Source organism: Amycolatopsis sp. NPDC058340, assembly GCF_042723975.1.
Lineage (GTDB): Bacteria > Actinomycetota > Actinomycetes > Mycobacteriales > Pseudonocardiaceae > Amycolatopsis.
Genome location: NZ_JBHXIB010000033.1, coordinates 34258 through 55681, shown reverse-complemented (window position 1 = coordinate 55681; position 21424 = coordinate 34258). Strand labels below are relative to the sequence as shown.

Annotated in this window: 19 protein-coding genes; 10 read left to right on the top strand and 9 right to left on the bottom strand. The window is 69.0% G+C overall.

What is annotated here, in order from left to right:
- Positions 1-239: 239 nt before the first annotated feature.
- The 3 genes from ACFWIW_RS28985 to ACFWIW_RS28975 form a co-directional block, all read right to left on the bottom strand.
- A complete protein-coding gene (locus ACFWIW_RS28985; RefSeq protein WP_192746931.1) occupies positions 240-818 on the bottom strand; it encodes a TIGR00730 family Rossman fold protein in 579 nt (192 codons plus the stop codon).
- Entirely contained in the window at positions 818-1603 is a 786-nt protein-coding gene (locus ACFWIW_RS28980; RefSeq protein WP_126736377.1) for a TIGR00730 family Rossman fold protein, read from the bottom strand. Before ACFWIW_RS28980 ends, ACFWIW_RS28985 begins: the two co-directional genes overlap by 1 nt.
- A 112-nt stretch (positions 1604-1715) precedes the next feature.
- Positions 1716-3578, bottom strand: a complete 1863-nt coding sequence (locus ACFWIW_RS28975) for a glycoside hydrolase family 9 protein (RefSeq protein ID WP_378371394.1) — start codon at positions 3576-3578, stop codon at positions 1716-1718.
- A gap of 149 nt (positions 3579-3727) precedes the next feature.
- On the opposite strand from ACFWIW_RS28975, the gene ACFWIW_RS28970 reads away from it, so the two are divergent.
- The 4 genes from ACFWIW_RS28970 (at position 3728) to ACFWIW_RS28955 (ending at position 10524) form a co-directional block, all read left to right on the top strand.
- Positions 3728-5050, top strand: coding sequence for a helix-turn-helix domain-containing protein (locus ACFWIW_RS28970; RefSeq protein WP_378371393.1), 1323 nt, complete (start codon positions 3728-3730; stop codon positions 5048-5050).
- 276 nt (positions 5051-5326) lie between these two features.
- Positions 5327-7594 carry a M4 family metallopeptidase gene (locus ACFWIW_RS28965; protein ID WP_378371392.1) on the top strand — a complete coding sequence of 756 codons (2268 nt, stop codon included), beginning with the start codon at positions 5327-5329 and terminating at the stop codon, positions 7592-7594.
- An 84-nt stretch (positions 7595-7678) separates the two neighbouring features.
- Entirely contained in the window at positions 7679-9265 is a 1587-nt protein-coding gene (locus ACFWIW_RS28960; RefSeq protein WP_378371391.1) for a M28 family peptidase, read from the top strand.
- 203 nt (positions 9266-9468) lie between these two features.
- A complete protein-coding gene (locus tag ACFWIW_RS28955) occupies positions 9469-10524 on the top strand; it encodes a chitinase (RefSeq protein ID WP_378371390.1) in 1056 nt (351 codons plus the stop codon).
- Positions 10525-10683: 159 nt separating this feature from the next.
- On the opposite strand, the gene ACFWIW_RS28950 is transcribed toward ACFWIW_RS28955, so the two are convergent.
- Complete coding sequence (locus tag ACFWIW_RS28950; RefSeq protein WP_378371389.1) at positions 10684-11439, bottom strand: DUF3152 domain-containing protein; 756 nt, start codon at positions 11437-11439, stop codon at positions 10684-10686.
- Positions 11440-11550: 111 nt separating this feature from the next.
- Between ACFWIW_RS28950 and ACFWIW_RS28945 the strand changes: the two genes are divergently transcribed.
- Both ACFWIW_RS28945 and ACFWIW_RS28940 read left to right on the top strand, forming a co-directional pair.
- A complete protein-coding gene (locus ACFWIW_RS28945) occupies positions 11551-12804 on the top strand; it encodes a helix-turn-helix domain-containing protein (protein ID WP_378371388.1) in 1254 nt (417 codons plus the stop codon).
- Positions 12801-13688 carry an aminoglycoside phosphotransferase family protein gene (locus ACFWIW_RS28940; protein WP_378371387.1) on the top strand — a complete coding sequence of 296 codons (888 nt, stop codon included), beginning with the start codon at positions 12801-12803 and terminating at the stop codon, positions 13686-13688. The genes ACFWIW_RS28945 and ACFWIW_RS28940 overlap by 4 nt, the downstream gene beginning before the upstream one ends.
- Here the strand turns inward: ACFWIW_RS28940 and dapE are convergent.
- Positions 13681-14754, bottom strand: coding sequence for a succinyl-diaminopimelate desuccinylase (dapE, locus tag ACFWIW_RS28935; RefSeq protein ID WP_378371386.1), 1074 nt, complete (start codon positions 14752-14754; stop codon positions 13681-13683). The two genes, ACFWIW_RS28940 and dapE, sit on opposite strands and share 8 nt — an antisense overlap.
- A gap of 42 nt (positions 14755-14796) precedes the next feature.
- Between dapE and ACFWIW_RS28930 the strand changes: the two genes are divergently transcribed.
- From ACFWIW_RS28930 to ACFWIW_RS28920, 3 genes are all read left to right on the top strand, one after another.
- Positions 14797-15192 (top strand): hypothetical protein, encoded by a 396-nt coding sequence (locus ACFWIW_RS28930; protein ID WP_378371385.1) that lies wholly within the window; start codon positions 14797-14799, stop codon positions 15190-15192.
- Between the two features lie 28 nt (positions 15193-15220).
- A complete protein-coding gene (gene dapD, locus ACFWIW_RS28925) occupies positions 15221-16207 on the top strand; it encodes a 2,3,4,5-tetrahydropyridine-2,6-dicarboxylate N-succinyltransferase (RefSeq protein WP_378371384.1) in 987 nt (328 codons plus the stop codon).
- A gap of 421 nt (positions 16208-16628) precedes the next feature.
- On the top strand, positions 16629-17600 hold the full coding sequence (locus tag ACFWIW_RS28920) for a CHAD domain-containing protein (RefSeq protein ID WP_378371383.1): 972 nt from the start codon (positions 16629-16631) through the stop codon (positions 17598-17600).
- On the opposite strand, the gene ACFWIW_RS28915 is transcribed toward ACFWIW_RS28920, so the two are convergent.
- On the bottom strand, positions 17576-18979 hold the full coding sequence (locus ACFWIW_RS28915) for an FAD-dependent monooxygenase (RefSeq protein ID WP_378371382.1): 1404 nt from the start codon (positions 18977-18979) through the stop codon (positions 17576-17578). The genes ACFWIW_RS28920 and ACFWIW_RS28915 overlap by 25 nt on opposite strands.
- Positions 18980-19058: 79 nt before the next feature.
- Here ACFWIW_RS28915 and ACFWIW_RS28910 point away from each other — a divergent pair, with 79 nt between their 5' ends.
- Positions 19059-19658, top strand: a complete 600-nt coding sequence (locus tag ACFWIW_RS28910; RefSeq protein ID WP_378371381.1) for a TetR/AcrR family transcriptional regulator — start codon at positions 19059-19061, stop codon at positions 19656-19658.
- 1 nt (position 19659) lies between these two features.
- Here ACFWIW_RS28910 and dapC read toward each other — a convergent pair whose 3' ends face one another.
- The 3 genes from dapC to ACFWIW_RS28895 form a co-directional block, all read right to left on the bottom strand.
- Entirely contained in the window at positions 19660-20751 is a 1092-nt protein-coding gene (gene dapC / locus ACFWIW_RS28905) for a succinyldiaminopimelate transaminase (protein ID WP_378371380.1), read from the bottom strand.
- The gene (gene fdxA, locus ACFWIW_RS28900; RefSeq protein WP_016331413.1) at positions 20748-21068 is read right to left on the bottom strand and encodes a ferredoxin; all 321 of its coding nucleotides are present in this window, start codon (positions 21066-21068) and stop codon (positions 20748-20750) included. The genes dapC and fdxA overlap by 4 nt, the downstream gene beginning before the upstream one ends.
- A gap of 110 nt (positions 21069-21178) precedes the next feature.
- Positions 21179-21379: a hypothetical protein gene (locus ACFWIW_RS28895; protein WP_034304919.1), complete on the bottom strand. Its 201-nt coding sequence runs from the start codon at positions 21377-21379 to the stop codon at positions 21179-21181.
- Positions 21380-21424 lie beyond the last annotated feature (45 nt).

Genomic DNA, 21424 nt, shown 5'->3' with positions numbered 1-21424 from the left:
TTTATAAGAGACTGGATATAGGGACACTCAACGTCCCTATATCCACACACCCCCGGTGGTAGCAAAGGTCCCTTGCTCCCCCACCGCCCGCGGTCCGGTCCGTGAGGGCCTCCTTACCTACCCTCAAGGTAGTGAAGGAGGCCCTCACGGACTCTGGGTCCCTCAAGGGGCCCTTCACGGACCACCGCAGCGCCAGCCGGCAGACCCAGCGGGCACGCACGACCAACGCAACCCAAGCCCTACTTGGCCCACTTAGGCCGAGGCGGAGGCACGTAGTCCGCGAAGCCGTCCAGAAGCACCGAAGCGTCCGAGTCGATCGAGAGCATGTCCCGGTACCCAGCCGACAGAAAGCCCTCCGACACCATGTGGTCGGCGAACTTCAGCAGCGGCGCGTAGTACCCGCCGACGTCGACGAGCCCGATCGGCTTCTCGTGCAGCCCGAGCTGCGCCCACGTCCACACCTCGAACAGCTCCTCCAGCGTCCCCGCGCCGCCGGGCAGCGCGAGGAAGCCGTCGGACAGCGCCGCCATCTTCGCCTTCCGCTGGTGCATGTCGGCGACGACGTGCAGTTCGGTCAGGCCGGCGTGCGCGATCTCGACGGAGCCCAGCGCCTCCGGGATCACGCCGATCACCTCGCCGCCCGCGGCCAGCGCCGCGTCCGCGACGACGCCCATGGTCCCGACCGAGGCCCCGCCGTAGACCAGCCCGATGCCCCGCGACGCCAGCAGCGTGCCCAGGGCACGAGCTTCCTCGGCGTACCGCGGGTCGAAGCCCATCGACGAGCCGCAGAACACGCAGATCCGGCGCGGCGCCGCCATCAGTGGGTGTCCTCCCATGCCTGGTACGACTCCTGCACGACGCGCACGGCGTCGTCGATGTCGTCGGTGACGTGCAGCAGGTCGAGGTCCTTCTCGCCGATCTTGCCCTCGGCGAGCAGCGTCTTGGCGATCCAGTCGTACAGGCCGCCCCAGTAGTCGCTGCCGAACAGCACGACCGGGAACTTCGTGACCTTCTTCGTCTGCACCAGGGTGAGCGCCTCGAACAGCTCGTCGAGCGTGCCGAAGCCGCCGGGCAGGCAGATGAACGCCTGCGAGTACTTGATGAACATGGTCTTGCGGGCGAAGAAGTACCGGAAGTTGACGCCCAGGTCGACCCACGGGTTCAGGCCCTGCTCGAACGGCAACTCGATGCCGAGGCCGACCGAGAACCCGCCCGCCTCGTTGGCGCCGCGGTTCACCGCCTCCATCGCGCCGGGGCCGCCGCCGGTCATCACCGCGAAGCCCGCGTTCGCGAGCGCGCCGCCGATCTTGCGCCCGAGTTCGTACTCCGGGTGGTCCCGCTTGGTCCGCGCCGAACCGAACACCGTCACCGCGCGCGGCACCTCGGCCAGCGCGCCGAAGCCCTCGACGAACTCCGCCTGGATCCGCAGCACGCGCCACGGGTCGGTGTGCACCCAGTCGCTCGGACCCCGCGAGTCCAGCAGGCGCTGGTCGGTGGTGCTGCCCTGGTCGCGGCGATCCCGCCGCAGCACGACCGGGCCCTTGTGGCGCTCGATCGGACGTTCCGGGTACTGGCCGTCGGGGAACTCGCTTGTCTCACTCACCCCGCCAAGACTACGACGTCGTCACCGTCCGGAGCGGCGGCATCGCCGCGAACAGGAGTTGTCGGGTACGCGAACGCGGGGCCCGCCGGGAAGCGGGCCCCGCGAACACGGGTCAGGAACGTCCGGTCAGCGCGAACGCGAGCATGGCCGTCGAGGTGAAGTCGATGGCGGGCTCGTTGCTCGGCCAGGACGCCAGGTCGTCGGCGTAGCGGGACTCGGGGGTGTCGAAGGCTTCGAAGGGCTTCTTGCACTCCTTCGACCCGGGCGGGAGCTCCATGTGCTCGAAGTTCTCCGCTCCGTTGGGCCCGTTCACGACGGCGCCGTAGAGCAGTTTCTCCTCTCCGGCGAGGTTCGCCGCCTGGTGGTGCGGACACCGCGGGTACGTGGTGCCGACCCCGACGACCAGCGAGATGCCCCAGGCGTTCGCGCCGAGGGTGAAGTTCCGCTGCTGCGCACCGAACGCCGCGTACCGACGGTCACCGGTCAGGTCCGCGTACAGCCGCTCGGTCGCGGCGAATCCGAAGCTCTTGCTTGCCGCGTCGAATTCCTTCACCGAGACGGCGGTCCGGAAAGGACTCTGAGCCGCGCTCGCGACACCCTCGTCGAGCTGACGCCGCAGATCGCCGATCAGCTCCTTCAGGCCCAGCGCCGTACCTGGGACACCGTGCCGCAGGAGCTTCGCCAGTTCGGCGTGCGCCAGCGCGCTGGTGTCGTACAGGTTGAGCGTGCTCTTCTCTTCGACGTCGATGTAGGCCTTCGCCCAGTGGGCCGCCTGCCGCGTCCACTCGGCCGACCGCGGGTCTCGCAGGGCCTTGGCGGCCAGTGCGAGCTGCGTCGCGCCGAGTTCCATGTCGTCCCGCCACGACGATTCCGGGTAGTACGCGTGCGGGAAGGCGGTGACCAGTTCACCGACGTTCTCGGTCTTGGCCTGCGCGAAAACCGAGGCGGCCTCGGCGAAGTACTTCCTTGCCAGCGAAGGGTTCCGCTTCGCCTCGACCTGCGCGCCGAGCGCGAACGCGGCGGCCACGCGGCCGGCGAGGTTCGGGCTGAGCGCGGAACCGCCGGGGTTCGCCGGGAAGACCGGCCGGTGCTTCACGAAGTACTTGGGGTCGCCGGGTTTCACGTCGAGCGGGTCGTCGTCGTGCGGGTTCCGCCAGACGTCGTGGTCGCCGAGGAAGCCGAACTTGTCGCTGCCCGTGCCGATACCGACCTGGGCGTAGAGCGTCTTGCCGTTCTGGTCCCACATCTTGTCGAGCCAGTCGAGGCCGAGCTTGACCTCCTTGGCCAGTGCCGGGTCATAGCCCTCGCGGAGCACGTAACCCATCTCCGCCAGCGAGTACGCCGTGTTCGACGTGAACTTGACGAAGTCGCCCGCGTCGACCCAGCCGCCCTCGACGTCGATCGGCCCGCCCGCCGGTTTCAGCGGTTCGGTGATCTCGTCGCCGAATTCGCCGCCGAACGCAGGCCATTCGTAGATCGTGGCCTGTTTGTCCGCGAGATGCGAGGGTTTGCGGTCGAGACGGCCGGGGATGATGTCGTCGCCGTCGCGCTGCGCCTGGAAGAACTCGTTGGTGGCGCGGACGAGCGGGCTGAAGAGCCGGTGCTTGGTGTCCACCCGGAACGTCGGCGACGTCGCCTTGGTCTCGCCGGTGACCTCGATCCGGTACTTGCCCGGCAGCCAGACCTTCGACAGGTCCAGCTGGTACACCGCCGGGTACTTCGCGTTCCACGCGCCGAGCGACTGCCCGGTCCGTCCACGATGGACGGTCCGGCCGCGTTCGTCGATCACCGAGAACGAACCCGGCGCGCTGGAGAGGAGATAGGCGTGCTTGGTCTCGGTGATGCCGTAGCCGACCTGATCGACCCGGACCTCACCTTGTACCGCCGCCGCGGCCGAAACCGCCGGAACCGTCAAACCCCCGAGGACCAGTGCCGAAACCGCGGCCACCGCCCGGGACCAGGAACTCACCATCATCGGCGCCCCGCTCGTGATTTAGTTAAGAAAGTTTCCTTTTTATTGCGCAAGACGCTAGCGCGCGGGACGCCACCAGTCAATATGTCCGTTTCGGTCGAAAGTCACCGGATCCAGGCGTTGCCGGCGGGAAATCGTCTACCGTGGTCGGGGTGCCGTCCAAGCCGAACGGGGCAGAACCACTCGGCGCGCGGATCCGGCGGTTGCGCCGGGCACGCGGGCTGACCCAGCGCGAACTGGCCGAGCCCCGCTACGACCGCGGCTTCCTCGCCAAGGTCGAGTCGGGCGGCCGCCTGCCCTCGGACGACGTGCTCTCCCATCTCGCGCGACGGCTCGGCCTCACTCCGGACGAACTCCGCTTCGACCGGCCGCCGGGAGCGGCCGAAGAACTCACCGACGCGCTCGAAACCGCGTACCGCGAGTTGCAGAAGGGCGGACTCGAAACCGCCGAGCACGAATTCGCCCGCGTGGAGCGGCGCGCGGCCGAGTACCGGCTGCCGGACGTCGAATGCCACGCCCGCTTCTATCTCGGTGAAGTCCAGTGGCAGCGCTACGACATCCCGTTGGCGGACAAGGGTTTCGCGCACGCCATGGAGCTCGCCGACGCCGCTTCGCCCCGGTTGCGCGCGATGATCGTCAACCGGCTGGCCGCCTGCCGCGCCCTCTCGGGCGATCTGGGCGCGTCGGTCGCGCTCGTCGAAACGGCGCTCGCCGAGCTTCGCTCCACCGGAGCCGGCGATCCGGATGCCGAACTGGCGTTGCTGACCGCGTTGATCCACCCGCTCATCGAAATGGGCGCGCTGCGCCGGGCGCGACGGGCCGCCGAAGAAGGCCGTCGCGTCCTTCCTTCCGCTCACCGCAAGGACATCTCCGCGCGCTACCACCGGCAGGCGGCGCAACTGTGGCAGGAGATCGGCCTGGTCGACCGCGCGGAAAAGGACCTTTCGCGGGCACTGAGGCTGTTCACCTCGATCGGCTACGACCGTGACGCCGCCCGGTGCCGCTGGGCCCGCGGTTTCCTGTGGCGACGGCTGGGGAAACTCGATGAGGCGCACGCCGAGCTACGGCTCGCCCGCGATCTTCTCGCCGAGGCAGGCTCACAGGAGGGTGTACTCGGCGCGACCATCGAACTCGCCGACGTCCGCCGTCGCCAAGGGGCGCTCGACGAGGCGGCCGAACTCGCCGAGGGGATCCGGCCGCTTCTGGATCGATCCCCCGATATCGAGGCGAGGGCCGAGGTTCTCCGGTTACTGGGACTCATCGCCCGCGCGCGTGGCGACCTGACCGAGGCGACCGCACTACTCGAAGAAGCCGCCACGGCACAGGAAAAGGCCGAACTGCGCGGCGCGCTCGTCGCCACCGCACTGCATTTGGGCGACACACTGCGCGCCCGCGGATTAATCGAAAAAGCGGCGGAGGCCTATCGGCGCGGCGTGCGCGCGGCCGCTATGTCCGATTCCGGGCCGGCGGACTGAAAACCATACGAAAGTCGCCATATATCGCATATGGCGGGAAAACTCTTACTACACAGGCATTTCATTCCTCGCATGTGGATCTTCACCAGGTCCGCTAGGCCATCCGGCCCATTGACGGCCTTGTGAGCGGCTCCTTTACTCGAACGTGTCCATCGGGATAACTCCAGTTATCCGAATGGGCACGCTCCCCGTCCCCCGCCGTGCACCCGCACCGGTCTGATTCCCCGCCGCGCCACTGGCCGTACGGGTACACGGTCCTGCCCATGGAAGGTTCACATGACCGTTCAGCGAGGGCTCAGAACAGGGTTGGCGGCCGTCGCCGGCCTTGCCCTGAGCATGACGTTCCCGGTGACCCCGGCGAACGCGACCACCGCCACCATCCAGCCCGCGAGCCCCGACGCCGTGGCCGCGAGCGCGGCCGACCGGGCCGCCGCGGCCGGGGTGGACCACTTGCGGAGGGGAGCCGATGAGGACTTCCGCCGCGTCGGGCTGACCCAGGGTGGCGGAGGACTCTTCTACGCCGCTTACGAACGAACCTACCGTGGCCTGCCGGTCGTCGGCGGGGACGCGGTGGTGGTGGCCGACGGCGCCGGGCGCGTCCGCGGCACCAGCGCCGCGGAGACCGCGGCGATCTCGGTCGGCACGAAGGCCAAGATCTCCGCGGCGAAGGCGACGGAGGTCGCGCGCGGCCAGCTGTCCAAAGTAGACAGTGTGGTCGCGCCGAAGCTCGTCGTGCTGGCGGGGAACTCCCCCAAGCTCGCCTACGAGGTCGTCGTCGCCGGCACCAAGGCGGCGAACCCGAGCAACCTGCACGTGTTCGTGGACGGCGTCACCGGCGCGGTGCTCGAAACCCGCGACGACGTCAAGATGTCCAACTTCCCCGCCGCCGCACCGAAGGCGACGTCGAACGAACTCGGCACGCTGGGCGCCGGGAACAGCTACTACGTCGGCAACGTCACCATCGACACGACGAACTCCGGCGGCACGTACACGATGCGCGACCCGCAGCGCAGCAACATCAGCTGTGCCCGCCAGAACGGCTCGCCCTACAGCGGACCGGACGACAACTGGGGCAACGGTTCCGGCACCGATCTGGAAACCGCCTGTGTCGACGCGCTCTTCGGCGTGCAGACCGAGTGGAAGATGCTGGGCGAATGGCTCGGCCGCAACGGCATCAACGGCAACGGCGGTGGCTTCCCCGCCTACGTCGGCCTCAACCAGGCCAACGCCTACTGGAACGGTTCCTCGACCACCTACGGCCGCTCGTCGGACAGCCAGCGCCAGGCCACCCCGATGGACGTCGTCGCGCACGAGTACGGCCACGCCATCTTCCAGACCACGCCGGGCGGCGCGGGCAGTGGCAACGAGAACGGCGGGCTCAACGAGTCCACCGGTGACATCTTCGGTGCCATCACCGAGCACTACGCCAACAACGCCAAGGACGTCCCCGACTACGACGTCGGCGAGGGCGTGAACCTGGTCGGCCGCGGGCCGATCCGCTACATGAATCAGCCGAGCCGGATCTCCGGCAACCCCGACTGCTACTCGTCGTCCATCCCGAACACCGAGGTGCACGCCGCCGCCGGCCCGCAGAACCACTGGTTCTACCTGCTGGCCGAGGGCACCGCGCCGGTCGGCAAGCCGGCCAGCCCGACCTGCAACAACACCTCGATCACCGGGATCGGCATCCAGAAGGCCGCGAAGATCTTCTACAACGGCCTGCTGAAGAAGACCTCCAGCTGGAACCACAAGGCCGCCCGCAAGGCGACCCTCGAAGCGGCGCTCGCGCTGTACCCGGGTTCCTGCACCGAGTTCAACACCACCAAGGCGGCGTGGAACGCCATCAGCGTCACCGCCGCGACCGGTGAACCGACCTCGTGCACCCCGCAGGGCAACGACTTCTCGGTCGGCGTCGACCCGGCGGCCGGTTCGGTCAAGCCGGGCGAGTCGGCCACCGTCACGGTGAACACCGCGACCACCAACGGTACGGCGCAGACGGTTTCGCTGACCGCGAGCGGCCTTCCCACCGGGGCGACCGCGACGTTCAACCCGGCCTCGGTGCAGTCGGGCGCCTCCTCGACGCTCACCATCGCGACGTCGGCGAGCACCCCTGACGGCACCAGCACCATCACGGTGACCGGCACGGCGGCCAGCGGCACGCACACCGCGCAGTACAAGCTGACCGTCGGCACCGGCGGTGACGTGCGGACGTACCGCAACGACACCGACTACGCGCTGAACGACTACGGCACGGTGAACAGCCCGATCACCTCCACCGCCACCGGTAACGCGGTGTCCCCGGTGAAGGTGACGGTCACCGGGACGCACACCTGCTCCGAGGACCTCCGCATCAGCCTGAAGGCCCCCGACGGCAGCACGTACTCGGTCAAGCCCACCGGCTCCCTGCCCTGCACCGACCTGGGCACGCGGAACTACTCGGTGAACGTGACCAACGAAGTCGCGGCGGGCACCTGGACCCTCGTGGTCTACGACGCCTACTCGCAGGACACCGGCACGCTCGACAGCTGGTCCATCACGGTCTAGCGCCTCCCGCGCGTGAAGGACTCCTTCCCTCGGCTCGGCCGGGGGAAGGAGTCCTTCACACACTCCTCTCGAAAGGAACCCGGCATGAAGTGGGGAAAGCGAATAGGAGCGGCCGTCGTCGGCATGGCCGCCGTACTGGGGGTCGTCACCGCGCCCGCGCAGGCGACCACGACCGCCGCACCGGACATCTCGCTCGCCAACGTCAAGGCGCATCTGAGCGCGTTGCAGACGATCGCCAACCAGAACGGCGGCAACCGCGCCTCCGGACGGCCGGGCTACCCGGCTTCGGTGTCCTATGTGGCACAGAAACTGCGCGACGCGGGCTACAACGTCACGTTGCAGACCTGCACGAGCTGCGCGGGATCGAACCAGAACGTCATCGCGGAATGGCCGCAGGGTGACGCGAGCCAGGTCATCATGCTCGGCGCGCACCTCGACAGCGTCAGCGCCGGCCCCGGTATCAACGACAACGGCTCGGGTTCGGCCTCGATCCTCGAAGTCGCGCTGACGCTGGCCCGCGAGAACCCGGCGATGGCCAAACGCGTCCGCTTCGGCTGGTGGGCCGACGAGGAGTCCGGTCTGCGCGGTTCCAGGTTCTACGTCAACAGCCTGCCGCAGACCGAGCGCACGAAGATCAAGACATACCTGAACTTCGACATGATCGGCTCCGACAACTGGGGCTACTTCGTCTACGACGACGTGGCTTCGGTCAAGGCGGTGTTCGACGAGTACTTCCGGACGATCGGCATCCAGACCGAGGGCGACACCGAAGGCGACGGCCGTTCGGACCACGCGTCGTTCAAGAGCGCGGGCATCCCGGTCGGCGGCCTCGCGACCGGCGCCGGCTACACGAAGAGTGCCGCACAGCAACAGAAATGGGGCGGCACCGCCGGGCGGCCGTTCGACAGCTGCTATCACCGCGCGTGCGACACGCTGTCGAACATCCCGGACACCCCGCTGGAGAAGAACAGCGACGCGATCGCGTACGCACTGTGGAAGCTCGCCGTCGGCACGTCGACGGGCCCCGACTTCTCGCTCGGGCTCTCGCCGTCGTCCGGCACCGTCCAAGCTGGACAGTCGACCACCGTCACGGTCAACACCGCGACGACTTCCGGTGCGGCACAAGCGGTCTCGTTGAGCGCCAGCGGCCTTCCCGCCGGGGCGACCGCGACGTTCAACCCCGCTTCGGTGCAGTCCGGCGGCTCCTCGACGCTCACCATCGCGACGTCGGCGAGCACTCCCAACGGCACCAGCACGATCACCGTGACCGGTGACGGGACCTCGGTGGACCGCACGGCGCAGTACACGCTCACCGTCGGCGACGTCAGCGTGCGCACGTTCACCAACGGCACCGACTTCACGCTGAACGACTACGCGACGGTCAACAGCCCGATCACGTCCACCGCGACGGGTGCGGCGACCTCGCCGGTGAAGGTGTCGGTCACCGGGACGCACACCTGCTCCGAGGACCTCCGCATCAGCCTGAAGGCCCCGGACGGCAGCACGTACTCGGTCAAGCCCACGGGCTCGCTTCCGTGCACCGATCTGGGCACGCGGAACTACTCGGTCCCGGTGACCAACGAGGCCGCTTCCGGCACTTGGACACTCGTGGTCTACGACGCGTACTCGCAGGACACCGGCACGCTCGACAGCTGGACCATCACCGTCTGACCATCCGAATGGCGAGGGCCATCTCACGAGGACACCCGGCCTCGTGGGATGGCCCTCGTGCGTGGGGGAGAATTTCGGACAACTCTTCGATATCTGGTCTAGACCACCCGATCGTCGGTAGCGTGGCCGGTGCGCCGCGACCTATGTTGAGCCGAACGGCCGCTTCCTGTTCGTTCAAACCGCTTTCGAGATGGGAGCTGGGTATGTTCGGTCGCGTCTCACGGCTGCTCGCAATCACCGGCGCGGCGGTACTCGCCGTCACCACACTCGTCGCCTTGGGCTCGGCGCACGCGTCTCCCGACGCCGAGGTCTGCGCGGTCAAATCGAAGCCCGCGGGCAAGGTCCTGCAGGGCTATTGGGAGAACTGGGACGGCGCTTCGAACGGCGTCCATCCGCCGATGGGCTGGATCCCGATCACCGACGCCCGGATCAAGGCCAATGGGTACAACGTGATCAACGCTGCCTTTCCGGTCATCCTGTCCGACGGAACGGCCAAATGGGAGGACGGGATGGACGCGACTGTGAAGGTCGCGACCCCGTCCGAAATGTGCGCCGCGAAGGACGCGGGCGCGACGATCCTGATGTCGATCGGTGGCGCCACCGCGGGAATCGATCTGAATTCGGCCACCGTGGCGGACAAATTCGTCGCCACCATCGTGCCGATCCTGAAGAAGTACAACTTCGACGGGATCGACATCGACATCGAGACCGGCCTCACCGGCAGCGGGAACATCAACACGCTTTCCGCGTCGCAGAAGAACCTCATCCGCATCATCGACGGCGTCCTCGCCGCGATGCCGCCGAACTTCGGGCTCACCATGGCGCCCGAGACCGCGTATGTCACCGGCGGCAGCGTCGTCTACGGCTCGATCTGGGGCGCGTACCTGCCGATCATCAAGAAGTACGCGGACAACGGCAGGCTGTGGTGGCTGAACATGCAGTACTACAACGGGAGCATGTACGGCTGTTCCGGCGATTCGTACCAGGCCGGGACGGTCCAGGGCTTCGTCGCGCAGACCAACTGCCTCGACAAGGGCCTGGTGATCCAGGGCCAGACGATCCGCGTCCCCTACGACAAGCAGGCCCCTGGCCTGCCGGCGCAGGCGGGCGCGGGCGGCGGCTACATGTCGCCGAGCCTGGTTTCCCAGGCGTACCGCAGCATCCCTTCGCTCAAGGGCCTGATGACCTGGTCGATCAACTGGGACGGTTCGCGGAACTGGACCTTCGGCCAGAACGTGAAATCCCTGCAGGGCCGCTGATCCGTCGTGTCGTCCGCCTGATCACGCGAGTTACGCCCCCAATCACGCGAGTTCGCCCTCCAATCACGCGAGTCCCGAGTTTCGTCACGCGGGCCTCACCGTGCGGAACCGCCGAACTCGCGTGATCAGAGGCGGAACTCGCGTGATTGAGGGCGGAACTCACGATTCGCCGCGCGGGATCGGGTCGTCATACTCCCCCGAAGGCCCGGAGTACTGCTTTCCGTCGGGGTAGGGCCACGGGTTCGGGGCGCAGCCGTGCAGGCCCAGCGTCTGCTGCTGCATCACCGGCGCGAGGGCGCCCGGCACCGGGCATCGCTCGTGCCCGCGGCCGAGCCGGTGCCCGACCTCGTGCGTGACCATGTACTGCCGATAGACCGCCAGCGGAGCGCCATAGCCGGGGACGCCGTGCGCCCAGCGCGCGACGTTGAGCACGACGCTGTTCCCGTTGCGGCACGAGGTGTAGCCGTCCGGCCTGCCGCACAGGACGTCGCGCGTCTTCGGCGTCGCGAGATAGATCGTGAAATCGACGGGACCGTCCGGCCCGGCGCGCTGCAGGCGCCACCGTCCGCCGCCGGTCCACCCGCGCGGGTCGGCCAAAGTGGACTCCACCGCCTTGACGAAACCGTCCGAGCTCACGCCGACGATGTCGGCTTCGACGGCGAGGCGATACCGCAGCAGTCTCCCGGCGGACCCGGCGATCTGACCTTCACCGGTCGGGAACACCCACTGGCCGGATCCCGCCTCCGGGAAGGTGATCTCGGCGGACGGTGGCGCCAGCACGGGCTTCGGCGTCGAGGGGACGGTGACCGGCACCGGCGTCTCCGGTGCCGCACTCGGAGGAGCGACCGAATGGTCTTCGCAACCGGCCAACGCCAAGACGCAGACGACGAGGGCCAGTGCCCGGCGCGCGGTCATCGATCCTCCCGGAGGTCTTCGGTCACATCCAGGGGTACGAGCAGGGGCAGGGAGAAGTTGTGGGATCGCGCGCGCAACCTTTCGGCGCGCTCGCCCGTATCGTTCTCGGTCATGGGCGAGGAGGTCGGCGGACGGCTGCGGCGGCTGCGCGCCGAACGCGGCCTCACCCAGCGCGAACTCGCCGAACCGCACTACACCGCCGCGTACGTCTCGTCCGTCGAGACAGGCGCGCGGACGCCGTCCGGCGACGCGCTGCGCCATTTCGCCGCCCGGCTCGGAGTGGACACCGGTGAACTGCTGGGCGTTTCCTCGCCGCGCGACGACGTCCGGCTCGACCTGGACATCGCGGCGGCCGCGGTGGATTTCCTGGCGGGGAACGGTTCGGCGCCGAAGATGCGGCGGCTGGCGCGGCGGGCCGAGAAGATCGGCCGCGACCGGCAGGCCGGGCTCGCCTGGCTGTGGCTCGCACGATTCGCGCGAGGCGACACTCTGCCGCGCCTGGTGGCCGCGGCCGAAACCGCGCTCGCCGCCGACACCCCGTCGTACCGGGGGTTGGCCGCCGCGCTGCGGGCGAACGTCTTGGTCGGCCGCGGCGAGCCGCATCACGCGATGCACCTGCTCCGGACTGCGCTCGACACGAGCCTCGACCGTCATCCGCATCCGGTGCTCCTGCTGACCCTGCACGCGTACCTCGCCGACGGGCAGCTTCGCCTCGGCGAGACCGCCCTGGCCGCGCATCACGCGGGAGAGGCACTGCGGCTGGCTCGCGGCGATGAGGAGCTCCTGGCCGAACTCGCCGAGAACCAGCGACGGCTGGCCGAGGCGTATCTCGGTGAAGGACGGGTGGCCGACGCCGTCGCCGCCGTCTCGGCGTTGCACGACCTGCTCCACGAACGCGCCCTGCGGCCGGTGCTGGCCCGTTGTCTGTTCGCGCGGGCGCTGGTCCGGCGTGCCGACGACCTCGAAGGCGCTCTCGCGGACCTTCGCGCGTCACGTGCGGCCGCGCCCGATCACGCCGTCACGCTGGAACTCGCCGACGTCTGCCGTGAATTCGGTCGTCTCGACGATGCCGCCGGTCTACTCTCCGAAGCGGCTGAAGCCATCCCCGCGGACTCGCCGCTCTCCGCGTCCCTCGTGTTCCAGCAGGGGTCGCTGGCGCTGGCTCGCGGAGACCTCGAAGCAGCCGAAGCAGGCTTCGCGCACGCCATCGATGTAGCGGCCCGTCGCGACGCTCGCGGCGTCTTGGCCGCTTCGATCGACAAGGCGGGAGAGCTGCTTCGCGATCAGGGGCGCTTCGAAGAGGCCGCGGACCTACTGCGGCGTGGACTGCTCCTTCTCGGAGCCGAGGAGGACGTTTCCCAGTGACCGAAGTGGACTTGGAAGACATCGGCGCCCGTTTGGCCGACCGCTTCGGCGCCGACGCCGAAGGGTGGCTCGCCGGCGTTCCCGCCCTCGCCCGGCGCCTGGCCTCCCGATGGGACTTCGAGCCCGGCGAGCTGTTCGAGAGCGGAGCCTCGTCCGTCGTCCTGCGCTGCCGGTGGTCCGACGGGACACCGGCGGTGCTCAAACTCAGCCCGGACGGGCCGCTGCTGACCAAACAGCTCGAAATGCTGCGGGTGTTCGCGCCATCGGGCCGGGTGCCCGCCGTCCTCGCCGCCGACGCGGACGCCGGCGCGATGGTGCTGGAGGAGATCCGGCCGGGCACCGAAGCCGGGCACCTGCCGCCGTCGACCCTGCCGGGACGCTGGGGAGAGCTGCTCGCCGCCCTGCACGCGGTCGCCCCGCCCGAAGGCTGGCCGTGGAGCCTGCGCGGGCGGTTCGAGGAGTCCTTCGACCGGATCGGCCGTCGCATCACCGAACCGGCCATCGCCGTCAGGGTCGGCCCGGCCACCTGGCGGCGGGCGATCGAGCGCTGCGAGAGGTTGCTGGCCACGCAGGCCGGCGTCGTGCTGCTCCACGGCGACCTGCATCCCGGCAACGTCCTGGACGGCGGCCCGCGCGGCCTGATCGCGATCGACCCGAAGGCGTGCGTGGGCGATCCTTGCTTCGACGCCGTCGACTACGTGGTGGGCGGCGCCGGACGCGAGGGAGTCGCAGCCCGGTGCCAGGTGGTGGCGACCGCGTGCGGGCTCGATGGCGACAGGCTGTACGCCTGGAGCCGCGTGATCGCCCCCATGTTCGCCATCTCGCACCTCACGTATGGCGGCCCGGAGCAGGCTCTCGACGAGTACCTCGCCCTGGCTAGCTGAGGAACGCGCGCAGCACCGAAGCGACCTGCCGGATCTCGCCCGCCCGCACGTTCTCCTGGCGGGTGTGCGCCAGCGTCGGGTCGCCGGGCCCGAAGTTCACCGCAGGGATCCCAAGGGCCGCGAAGCGCGCGACGTCGGTCCAGCCCAGCTTCGCGACCGCCTTGCCGCCGGCCGCGGCGACCAGCTCGGCCGCCGCGGGAGCGCTCAGCCCGGGCAACGCCCCTGGCGACAAGTCGACAACCTTGACGTCGTGGCCCTCGAAGACCTCGCGAAGGTGCGCCTCTGCTTCTTCCGGAGAGCGGTCGGGCGCGAAGCGGTGGTTGATCGTGAGCACGGCCTCGTCCGGCACGACGTTGCCCGCGACACCGCCGCCGATCTTCGTGGCCTGGAGTCCTTCGCGGTAGGTCAGGCCGTCGATGTCGACCACGCGCGGCGTGTACTCGGCCAGCCTGCGCAGCGGTTCGGCGAGACCGTGGATCGCGTTGACGCCCATCCAGCCGCGCGCGGTGTGCGCACGGGCGCCTTCGACGCGGATCTCGATCCGCATCGTGCCCTGGCAACCGCCCTCGATCCCGCCGTTCGACGGCTCACCGAGGATCGCGAGGTCGGCCCGCAGCCACTCGGGCAGCTCGCGCTCGATGCGGCCGAGACCGTTCTTCGTCGCTTCGATCTCTTCGCAGTCGTAGAACACGAAGGTGACGTCGTGCTTCGGCTCCCGGAGGGCGGCGGCGAGATGCAGGAAGACGGCGTCGCCGCTCTTCATGTCGACGGTGCCCAGTCCGTGCAGGATCTCGTCGTCACCGGTCCCCTCGCGGCGCACGGGCATGTTCTCGTTGACCGGAACCGTGTCGAGATGGCCGGCCAGCAGCACCCGCGACGGACGGCCGAGGTTCGTGCGGGCGAGGACCGCGTCACCGTTGCGGATCACCTCGAGATGCGGTGCCTGCGCCAGGAGCGCGGCCTGCACTGTGTCCGCGATGACCTTCTCCTCCTCGGAGACGCTGAAGATGTCCACCAGTGCGGCGGTGAGGTCGACGGGGTCGGTGTGCAGATCGAGCGAAGGCATGCCCGCACCGTACCGCCGAGGGCTCGGGGCTACCGTGAAGGAGTGCGCACCAAAGCGATCCTGCTCGCCCTTCTCCTGGTACTCAGCGGCTGTGGATCGAACGAGGTCCCCGTCACGGTGAAACCCACCCGCGGCGAGGGACCGGACGTGCTGCCGATCAAGCTCAAGGCGTTGAGCACCGACCAGTGCTATCTGGCGCCGGGGACCGAATCGCCCAAGGGCTGCCAGAAGTACGTGACCGAGCTCTTCAGCGCCGCGGGCACCATCCGCAAACGCCGCCCGGACCTGTCGCCGCACGCCGACGCGCTGGAGCGCCCGATCGCCGCCTTCCGCACCGCGAACTGCCAGGACCAGGCGGCTCCCGGCGACCCGTGCGGCCAGGCGCTCGGCGACATGGCGACGGCGCTGACCAGTGTGAAGAGCCTCGTCGGCGGCTGAGGAGGGTCACTGGGTTACCGTTCAGGACGTGAGCGAGCAGACCCCTGATCCCGAAACGACCGGCGCCACCGGCGTCGGACTGGCCACCGTCACGACCGACGGCACGGTGCTGGACACCTGGTTCCCGCTGCCCAAGCTGATCGACGGCGCCGAAGACAAGGCCGGCACGGTGCGGCTGACCGCCGAGGAGGCTTCCGAGGCCCTCGGCGAGGCCGCCGCCGCCCAGCTCGGCCCGGACACCGACCGCGGTGTCGAGGTCGTCGCGGTCCGCACGACCATCGCCCGCCTCGCCGACGCCCCCGGTGACACGCACGACGTCTACCTGCGCCTCCACCTGCTGTCGCACCGCCTGGTCCGGCCGCACGGCGCGAACCTCGACGGCATCTTCGGGCTGCTGGCGAACGTCGTGTGGACCAACCACGGGCCGTGCCCCGTCGAGGGCTTCGAGGCGACCCGGCTGCGGCTGCGGGCGCGCGGCAACGTCACCGTCTACGGCGTGGACAAGTTCCCGCGGATGGTGGACTACGTCGTGCCGACCGGCGTCCGCATCGCCGACGCCGACCGCGCCCGCCTCGGCGCGCACCTGGCCAACGGCACCACGGTCATGCACGAGGGCTTCATCAACTTCAACGCCGGTACGCTCGGCGCCTCGATGGTCGAAGGCCGGATCTCGGCGGGCGTCGTGGTCGGTGACGGCTCCGACGTCGGCGGCGGCGCGTCGATCATGGGCACGCTGTCCGGCGGCGGCAAGGAGACCATCTCGATCGGCGAGCGCTGCCTGATCGGCGCGAACGGTGGCGTCGGCATCTCGCTCGGCGACGACTCGGTCGTCGAGGCGGGCCTGTACGTCACGGCCGGCACGAAGGTGACCTTCGAGGGCAAGGTCGTGAAGGCGCTGGAGCTGTCCGGCATCTCGGGCGCGGTGTTCCGGCGGAACTCCGGGACCGGCGCCGTCGAGGTCGTCGCGCGCACCGGCGTCGGCATCGAGCTGAACGCGGCCCTGCACGCCAACTGACCTGCGAAAAAGGAGCAAGGGACCTTTGCTACCGCGGGGCGTGAGCGGCGGGTGTGTGGGAATAGAGACGTTGAGCGTCCCTATTTCCACACACCCTTCACCCCGCGTAGCGACGCTGACCGACCGTGTGGATTTTGGTGCGTTGGATGACCCGAAAGCCACACGGTCACCGTCGGCGGCCGCTTCGCGCGGGAGCAAGGGACCTTTGCTACCACCTGGGTAGCCCGGGATGTCGCGAAAGCCACTTTCGCGACGTCTGATGTCCCGAAAGTGGCTTTCGCGACATCCTCGGCCGGTCGCCCGAAGCCCTGAACGACAGCAAGGGACCTTTGCTACCACTCTCCCCCGGAGGGCGGTAGCAAAGGTCCCTTGCTTCTCTCACGGCCTGGACCACCTTGTCGGTTCACCTAGAATTCATCTTGTGACAGCCGAGACCCTGCCGCGCAAGAACGTCCCTTCGACCACTCCTGCCGCGCTCGGGCTCGGCGACCGTCCCGCGAAAGCGGGGCCGGGCGATCCGGCGGCCACCCATGTCCGGGTCAAACTCGACGTCGAGATCCGCGCCCTTCTGGCGCACGAACCGGGCACCAAATCCGGTGCCGACCCTGAAGACCTCCACCAGATGCGGGTCGCGCTGCGCCGCATGCGGAGTGTCCTCAAGCTCTCGGGCCGCCTTGTCGGCCCGGACGCCGAACCGGTGCGCGCCGAACTCGGCTGGCTCGGCCAGTCCCTCGGCGACGTCCGCGACTACGACGTCCTGATCGGGCACCTCCGCGAGGTCGTCGCCGAATTCGAGGTGCGCGACCAGCCTGCAGCGCGCCGTCTGGTCTCGAAGTTCGTCACCGAACGCGGTGTCGCGAAGCGTCGGCTCACCCGTGCGCTCGCCAGCCCCCGGTACGCCTCGATGCTGCAGGACATCGGCCGTCTCGCCCGGCAACCGGCCACCGGAGAAACCGCCGCCGAAAGTCCCCAGACCTCCGCCGATCTCGTCGCCGGTCTCGCGAAGCCGCATCGAAAGCTCGCGAAGGCCGTGAAGGCGCTTCCCGCCGATCCCCCGGACGACGACCTTCACGCGCTTCGCATCTACGGCAAGAAACTTCGCTACGCCGCCGAGATGGCCAAGCCCGCGGCGAAGAAGAAGCAGGCAGAACGGATCCAGCGGCTGATCAAGGCCACGAAGAACTTCCAGACCGTCCTCGGGGATCACCAGGACGCCTGTGTCGCCGCTGACCGGATGCGCGGCGTGGTCGCCTCCGTCGACTCCGAGGTCGCGTTCATCGCGGGCCGGGTCGCGGAGAAGGAACTGCAGCGCCGTGCCGAGGTCCGCGCCGTGTGGCGCGACGTCTGGGCGGAGGTCGACGCGGCCGCTCAGGCGGTGAGCTCGCGGATATAGCCGTCCGGACGGATCTCCACCTGCCGCCCGTTCTCGGCTTCGTACGCGGCGAAGGCATGCCCGCCGACGTCCTCGAAGTCCACATCGGACAGTGCGCTCCCCGCGGGCAGGATCCGCCGCGCGCCTTCGGGTGCCGGGCCGTCGCCGAACACCAGCAGCGTCGCCTGCGGGCCGCGCAGCAGCTCGAACAGCCGGACGGATTTGCCGTTCGCGTCCTTCAACGGTGCGTCCGGGGCGCGGTCGCCGGGCCTGATCCGGCCGGTCGCCGCGGGCGCGAGCGGGCCGCCGCGGTAGCCGATGTCGAGCTGACGCGTGTTCTCGCCGCGCTCGTGCGCGTCTTCCGCGCCTTCCTTGTACTTCTCGAGGATCTCGGTGCTGATCTTCAGCACCCGCGCGGCGACCCCGCGACGCTCGGGCTCGTAGCTGTCGAGCAGCTCCGGTGAGCCGTCGGCGAGTTTCCAGCCCAGGTTGTACGCGTCCTGGACGCCGGTGTTGAGCCCCTGCCCACCGGTCGGCGGGTGGACGTGCGCCGCGTCGCCGGCGAGGAACACCCGACCGTCACGGAACCGCTCGGCGAGCCGGATATTGGGCCGCCACACCGTCGACCAGGCGAGATCGTGCAGCCGGACCCCTCCGCCCGACAGCTCGTCGAGCCGGGACTGCAACGTGCCGAGCGACGCCTCGACCTCCTCCTCGCCCAGCGGCGCGGCGAACTGGAAGTGCGGCACCCCCGGCAGCGGCGTGAGCACGATCCCCGACATCGGATCCTCGGGCTTCGCGAACCAGTGCCCGTACGCGCGATCGAGCCCCTCGGCCTGGACGTCCCCCAGCAGCATGCGGACCGATTCGTCGGTGGTGCCCTCGAACGCGATCCCGAGCGCCTTGCGCACGAAGCTCTTCCCCCCGTCCGCGCCGACGAGATAGCCGACCCGGACGCGCTCGCCCGGCAGCTCGGCGGTCACCCCGCCGGCGTCCTGCTCGAAACCGAGCAGCGGGGTGCCGAGTTCGACCTGGACGCCGAATTCGGCGAGCCGCTCACGAAGGATCCCCTCGGTCCGTGACTGGCCGAGGAAGAAGCCGTTCGGATACGGCACGTCCGGGGTCGGCTCGGCGAGCTCGGCCATCATCCGCTCGCCAACGACCTCGCCGCCCAGATGGATCTTCATCGCCACGGGCGGCTGCCCGGCGGCCAGCACCGCGTCCAGTACGCCGAGGTCCTCGAAGACCTCCAGCGTGCGCGGCTGCAGGCCGTCGCCGCGCGAACCCTCGAAGAACGTCTCGGCCTTCTCCACGATCCGCACGCCGACGCCGCGGCGCGCGAGGTCGATGGCCAGCGTGAGCCCGGTCGGCCCGGCTCCCGCGATCAGCACCTCGGTCATCTCTCCTCCAGTGAATTTCAATTCAGTGAATCTGGATTCAGTTTGACCGTTGCTAGCCTTCCGTGTCAAGGAGGTGGCGATGAGCCGCAAGGAGAAGGCGGCGGAGACCGAGGCCGCGCTCAAAGAGGCGGCGAAGCGCGTTTTCGCGGCGAAGGGGTACCTGAACACCAAGATCACCGACATAACGGCGGAGGCCGGACGCGCGGCGGGATCGTTCTACAACCACTTCGCGAGCAAGGAAGAACTCCTCGAAGCGCTACTCGAAGACCTCGCGGCGGAGAGCGACGTCAACGCGACCTCACCGGAGCACATACCCGATTTCACCGACCCGCAAGCCGTGCGCTGGCATGTCTGCGAGTACTGGAACTTCCACCGCGACAACGCCCCGACGATGCTCGCGCTGCGCCAGGCCGCGATGGTCAGCGACGAGTTCGCCCGCACCTATGCGCGCTTCGGCGCCGCTCAAGCGGCGGACCTCCTCGACCACCTCGGGTACATCACCGCGGCGGGTATGGAACTCCCTGCGTCGGAGCAGGTCACGCTCGCCATGATGGCCGAACTGGTCAACGGTTTCGCGCACACGTGGCTGCTCGACCCGTCGGCGATCTCCGAAGAAGAAGCCGTCGAGGCGCTGACGCGATTCGTCTACCGGGGTTTCACCGGTCGCGACGTTCGCTGAATCAGGAAGCCAGCCGCTCCACGGCCGCGTCGATCCGCTCGTCCGTCGCCGTCAAGGCGATCCTGACGTGGTTCCCCCCGGCCGGCCCGTAGAACGTGCCCGGACCGGCGAGGATGCCGCGTTCGGCGAGCCAGTCGACCGTGTCGAGCGCGGGTTCACCGCGCGTGGACCAGAGATACAGCCCCGCCTCGGAATGCGAGATCTCGAAACCGCTGTCCAGCAACGCCTTCCGCAGCACCAGCCGACGGCGCGCGTAGCGTTCCCGTTGCACGGCAAGCGCTTCGTCGTCCTTCAGCGCGGCGACCATGGCCTCCTGCACCGGCCGCGGCACGATCAGCCCGGAATGCTTGCGGATCTCCAGCAGGCCGGCGACGAGCTTCGGGTCACCGGTGACGAATCCGGCGCGATAGCTCGCGAGGTTCGCGGACTTCGACAGCGAATGGACGGCCAGCAGACCGTCGAGGGAGCCGCCGTGCACGTCCGGGTGCAGGATCGACACGGGCTCGCTTTCCCAGCCCAGCGCCAGATAACACTCGTCGGAGACCACGACGACATCGCGTTCGCGCGCCCATTCGACGACCTTGCGCAGGTGGTCGACACCGAGCACCCGCCCGGTCGGATTGGACGGCGAGTTGATCCACAGCATCGAGGGCCGCTGCGGGCCGAGCGCGAACGTGCTGTCCGCGCGCAGCAGGGAAGCACCCGCCAGCAGCACGCCGACCTCGTAGGTCGGGTACGCCACCTCGGGGATGACGATGAGATCGCCGGGGCCGAACCCCAGCTGCCGCGGCAGCGAAGCGACCAGTTCCTTCGAACCGATCGTCGGCAGTACGGCGGTCTCGGGAACGCCCTCGATGCCGTGCCGCCGCGAAAGCGCGTCGATCGCGGCGGCCCTGAGCTCGGGGATCCCGTGCGTAGTCGGGTACCCCGGGATCTCCGACACGGACGCGAGCGCCGCGCGGATGCTCTCGGGGACCGGATCCACCGGCGTGCCGATCGACAGGTCGACGATGCCGCCGGGATGCGCCTGGGCCTTCGCCTTGACTTCGGCGAGGGAGTCCCAGGGAAAATCGGGAAGAGCGACCCGGCTCATTCGCCCTGCGGGGGAAGAGCCTTGATGAAGGCGGGGTCGTGGCTGGTCTTGCCGACCTTGGAGGCGCCACCGGGCGAGCCGAGCTCGTCGAAGAAGTCGACGTTGGCCTTGGTGTAGTCGTTCCACTCGTCGGGGACGTCGTCCTCGTAGTAGATCGCCTCGACGGGGCAGACCGGCTCGCAGGCACCGCAGTCGACGCATTCGTCCGGGTGGATGTACAGCATGCGGTCACCCTCGTAGATGCAGTCCACGGGGCACTCGTCGATACACGCCTTGTCGAGCACGTCGACGCAGGGCTCGGCGATCACGTAGGTCACTGCGCACTCCTGCTTTATCTCTGCTTCACCAGTCTGCAACGGACATTACGCGCCCACGGGCGCGACCGGCCCGCTTAGGCCACCCTTATCCATACCCCGGGTATGGGCTTTCAGCGGTCTTTCCGGCGCGGCGGCGGAGTGGCTCTGCTGTCCCCGGTGATGACGAACTTCGGCGCGGCGGGCTTCGCCGCCACTGTGTCCGTCTCGCCCTTCTCGACGGCCTTTTCCGCGCCCAACGCCCGGTTGAAGCCGTCAGAGATCTCGCGGACCAGGTCTTCGTTGTGCCTGTCGTCCTTGCGCGCGATGCTCATCGGGGTCCCTCCACTGCCTTCCTTGGCACAATCTAACCGTGAACA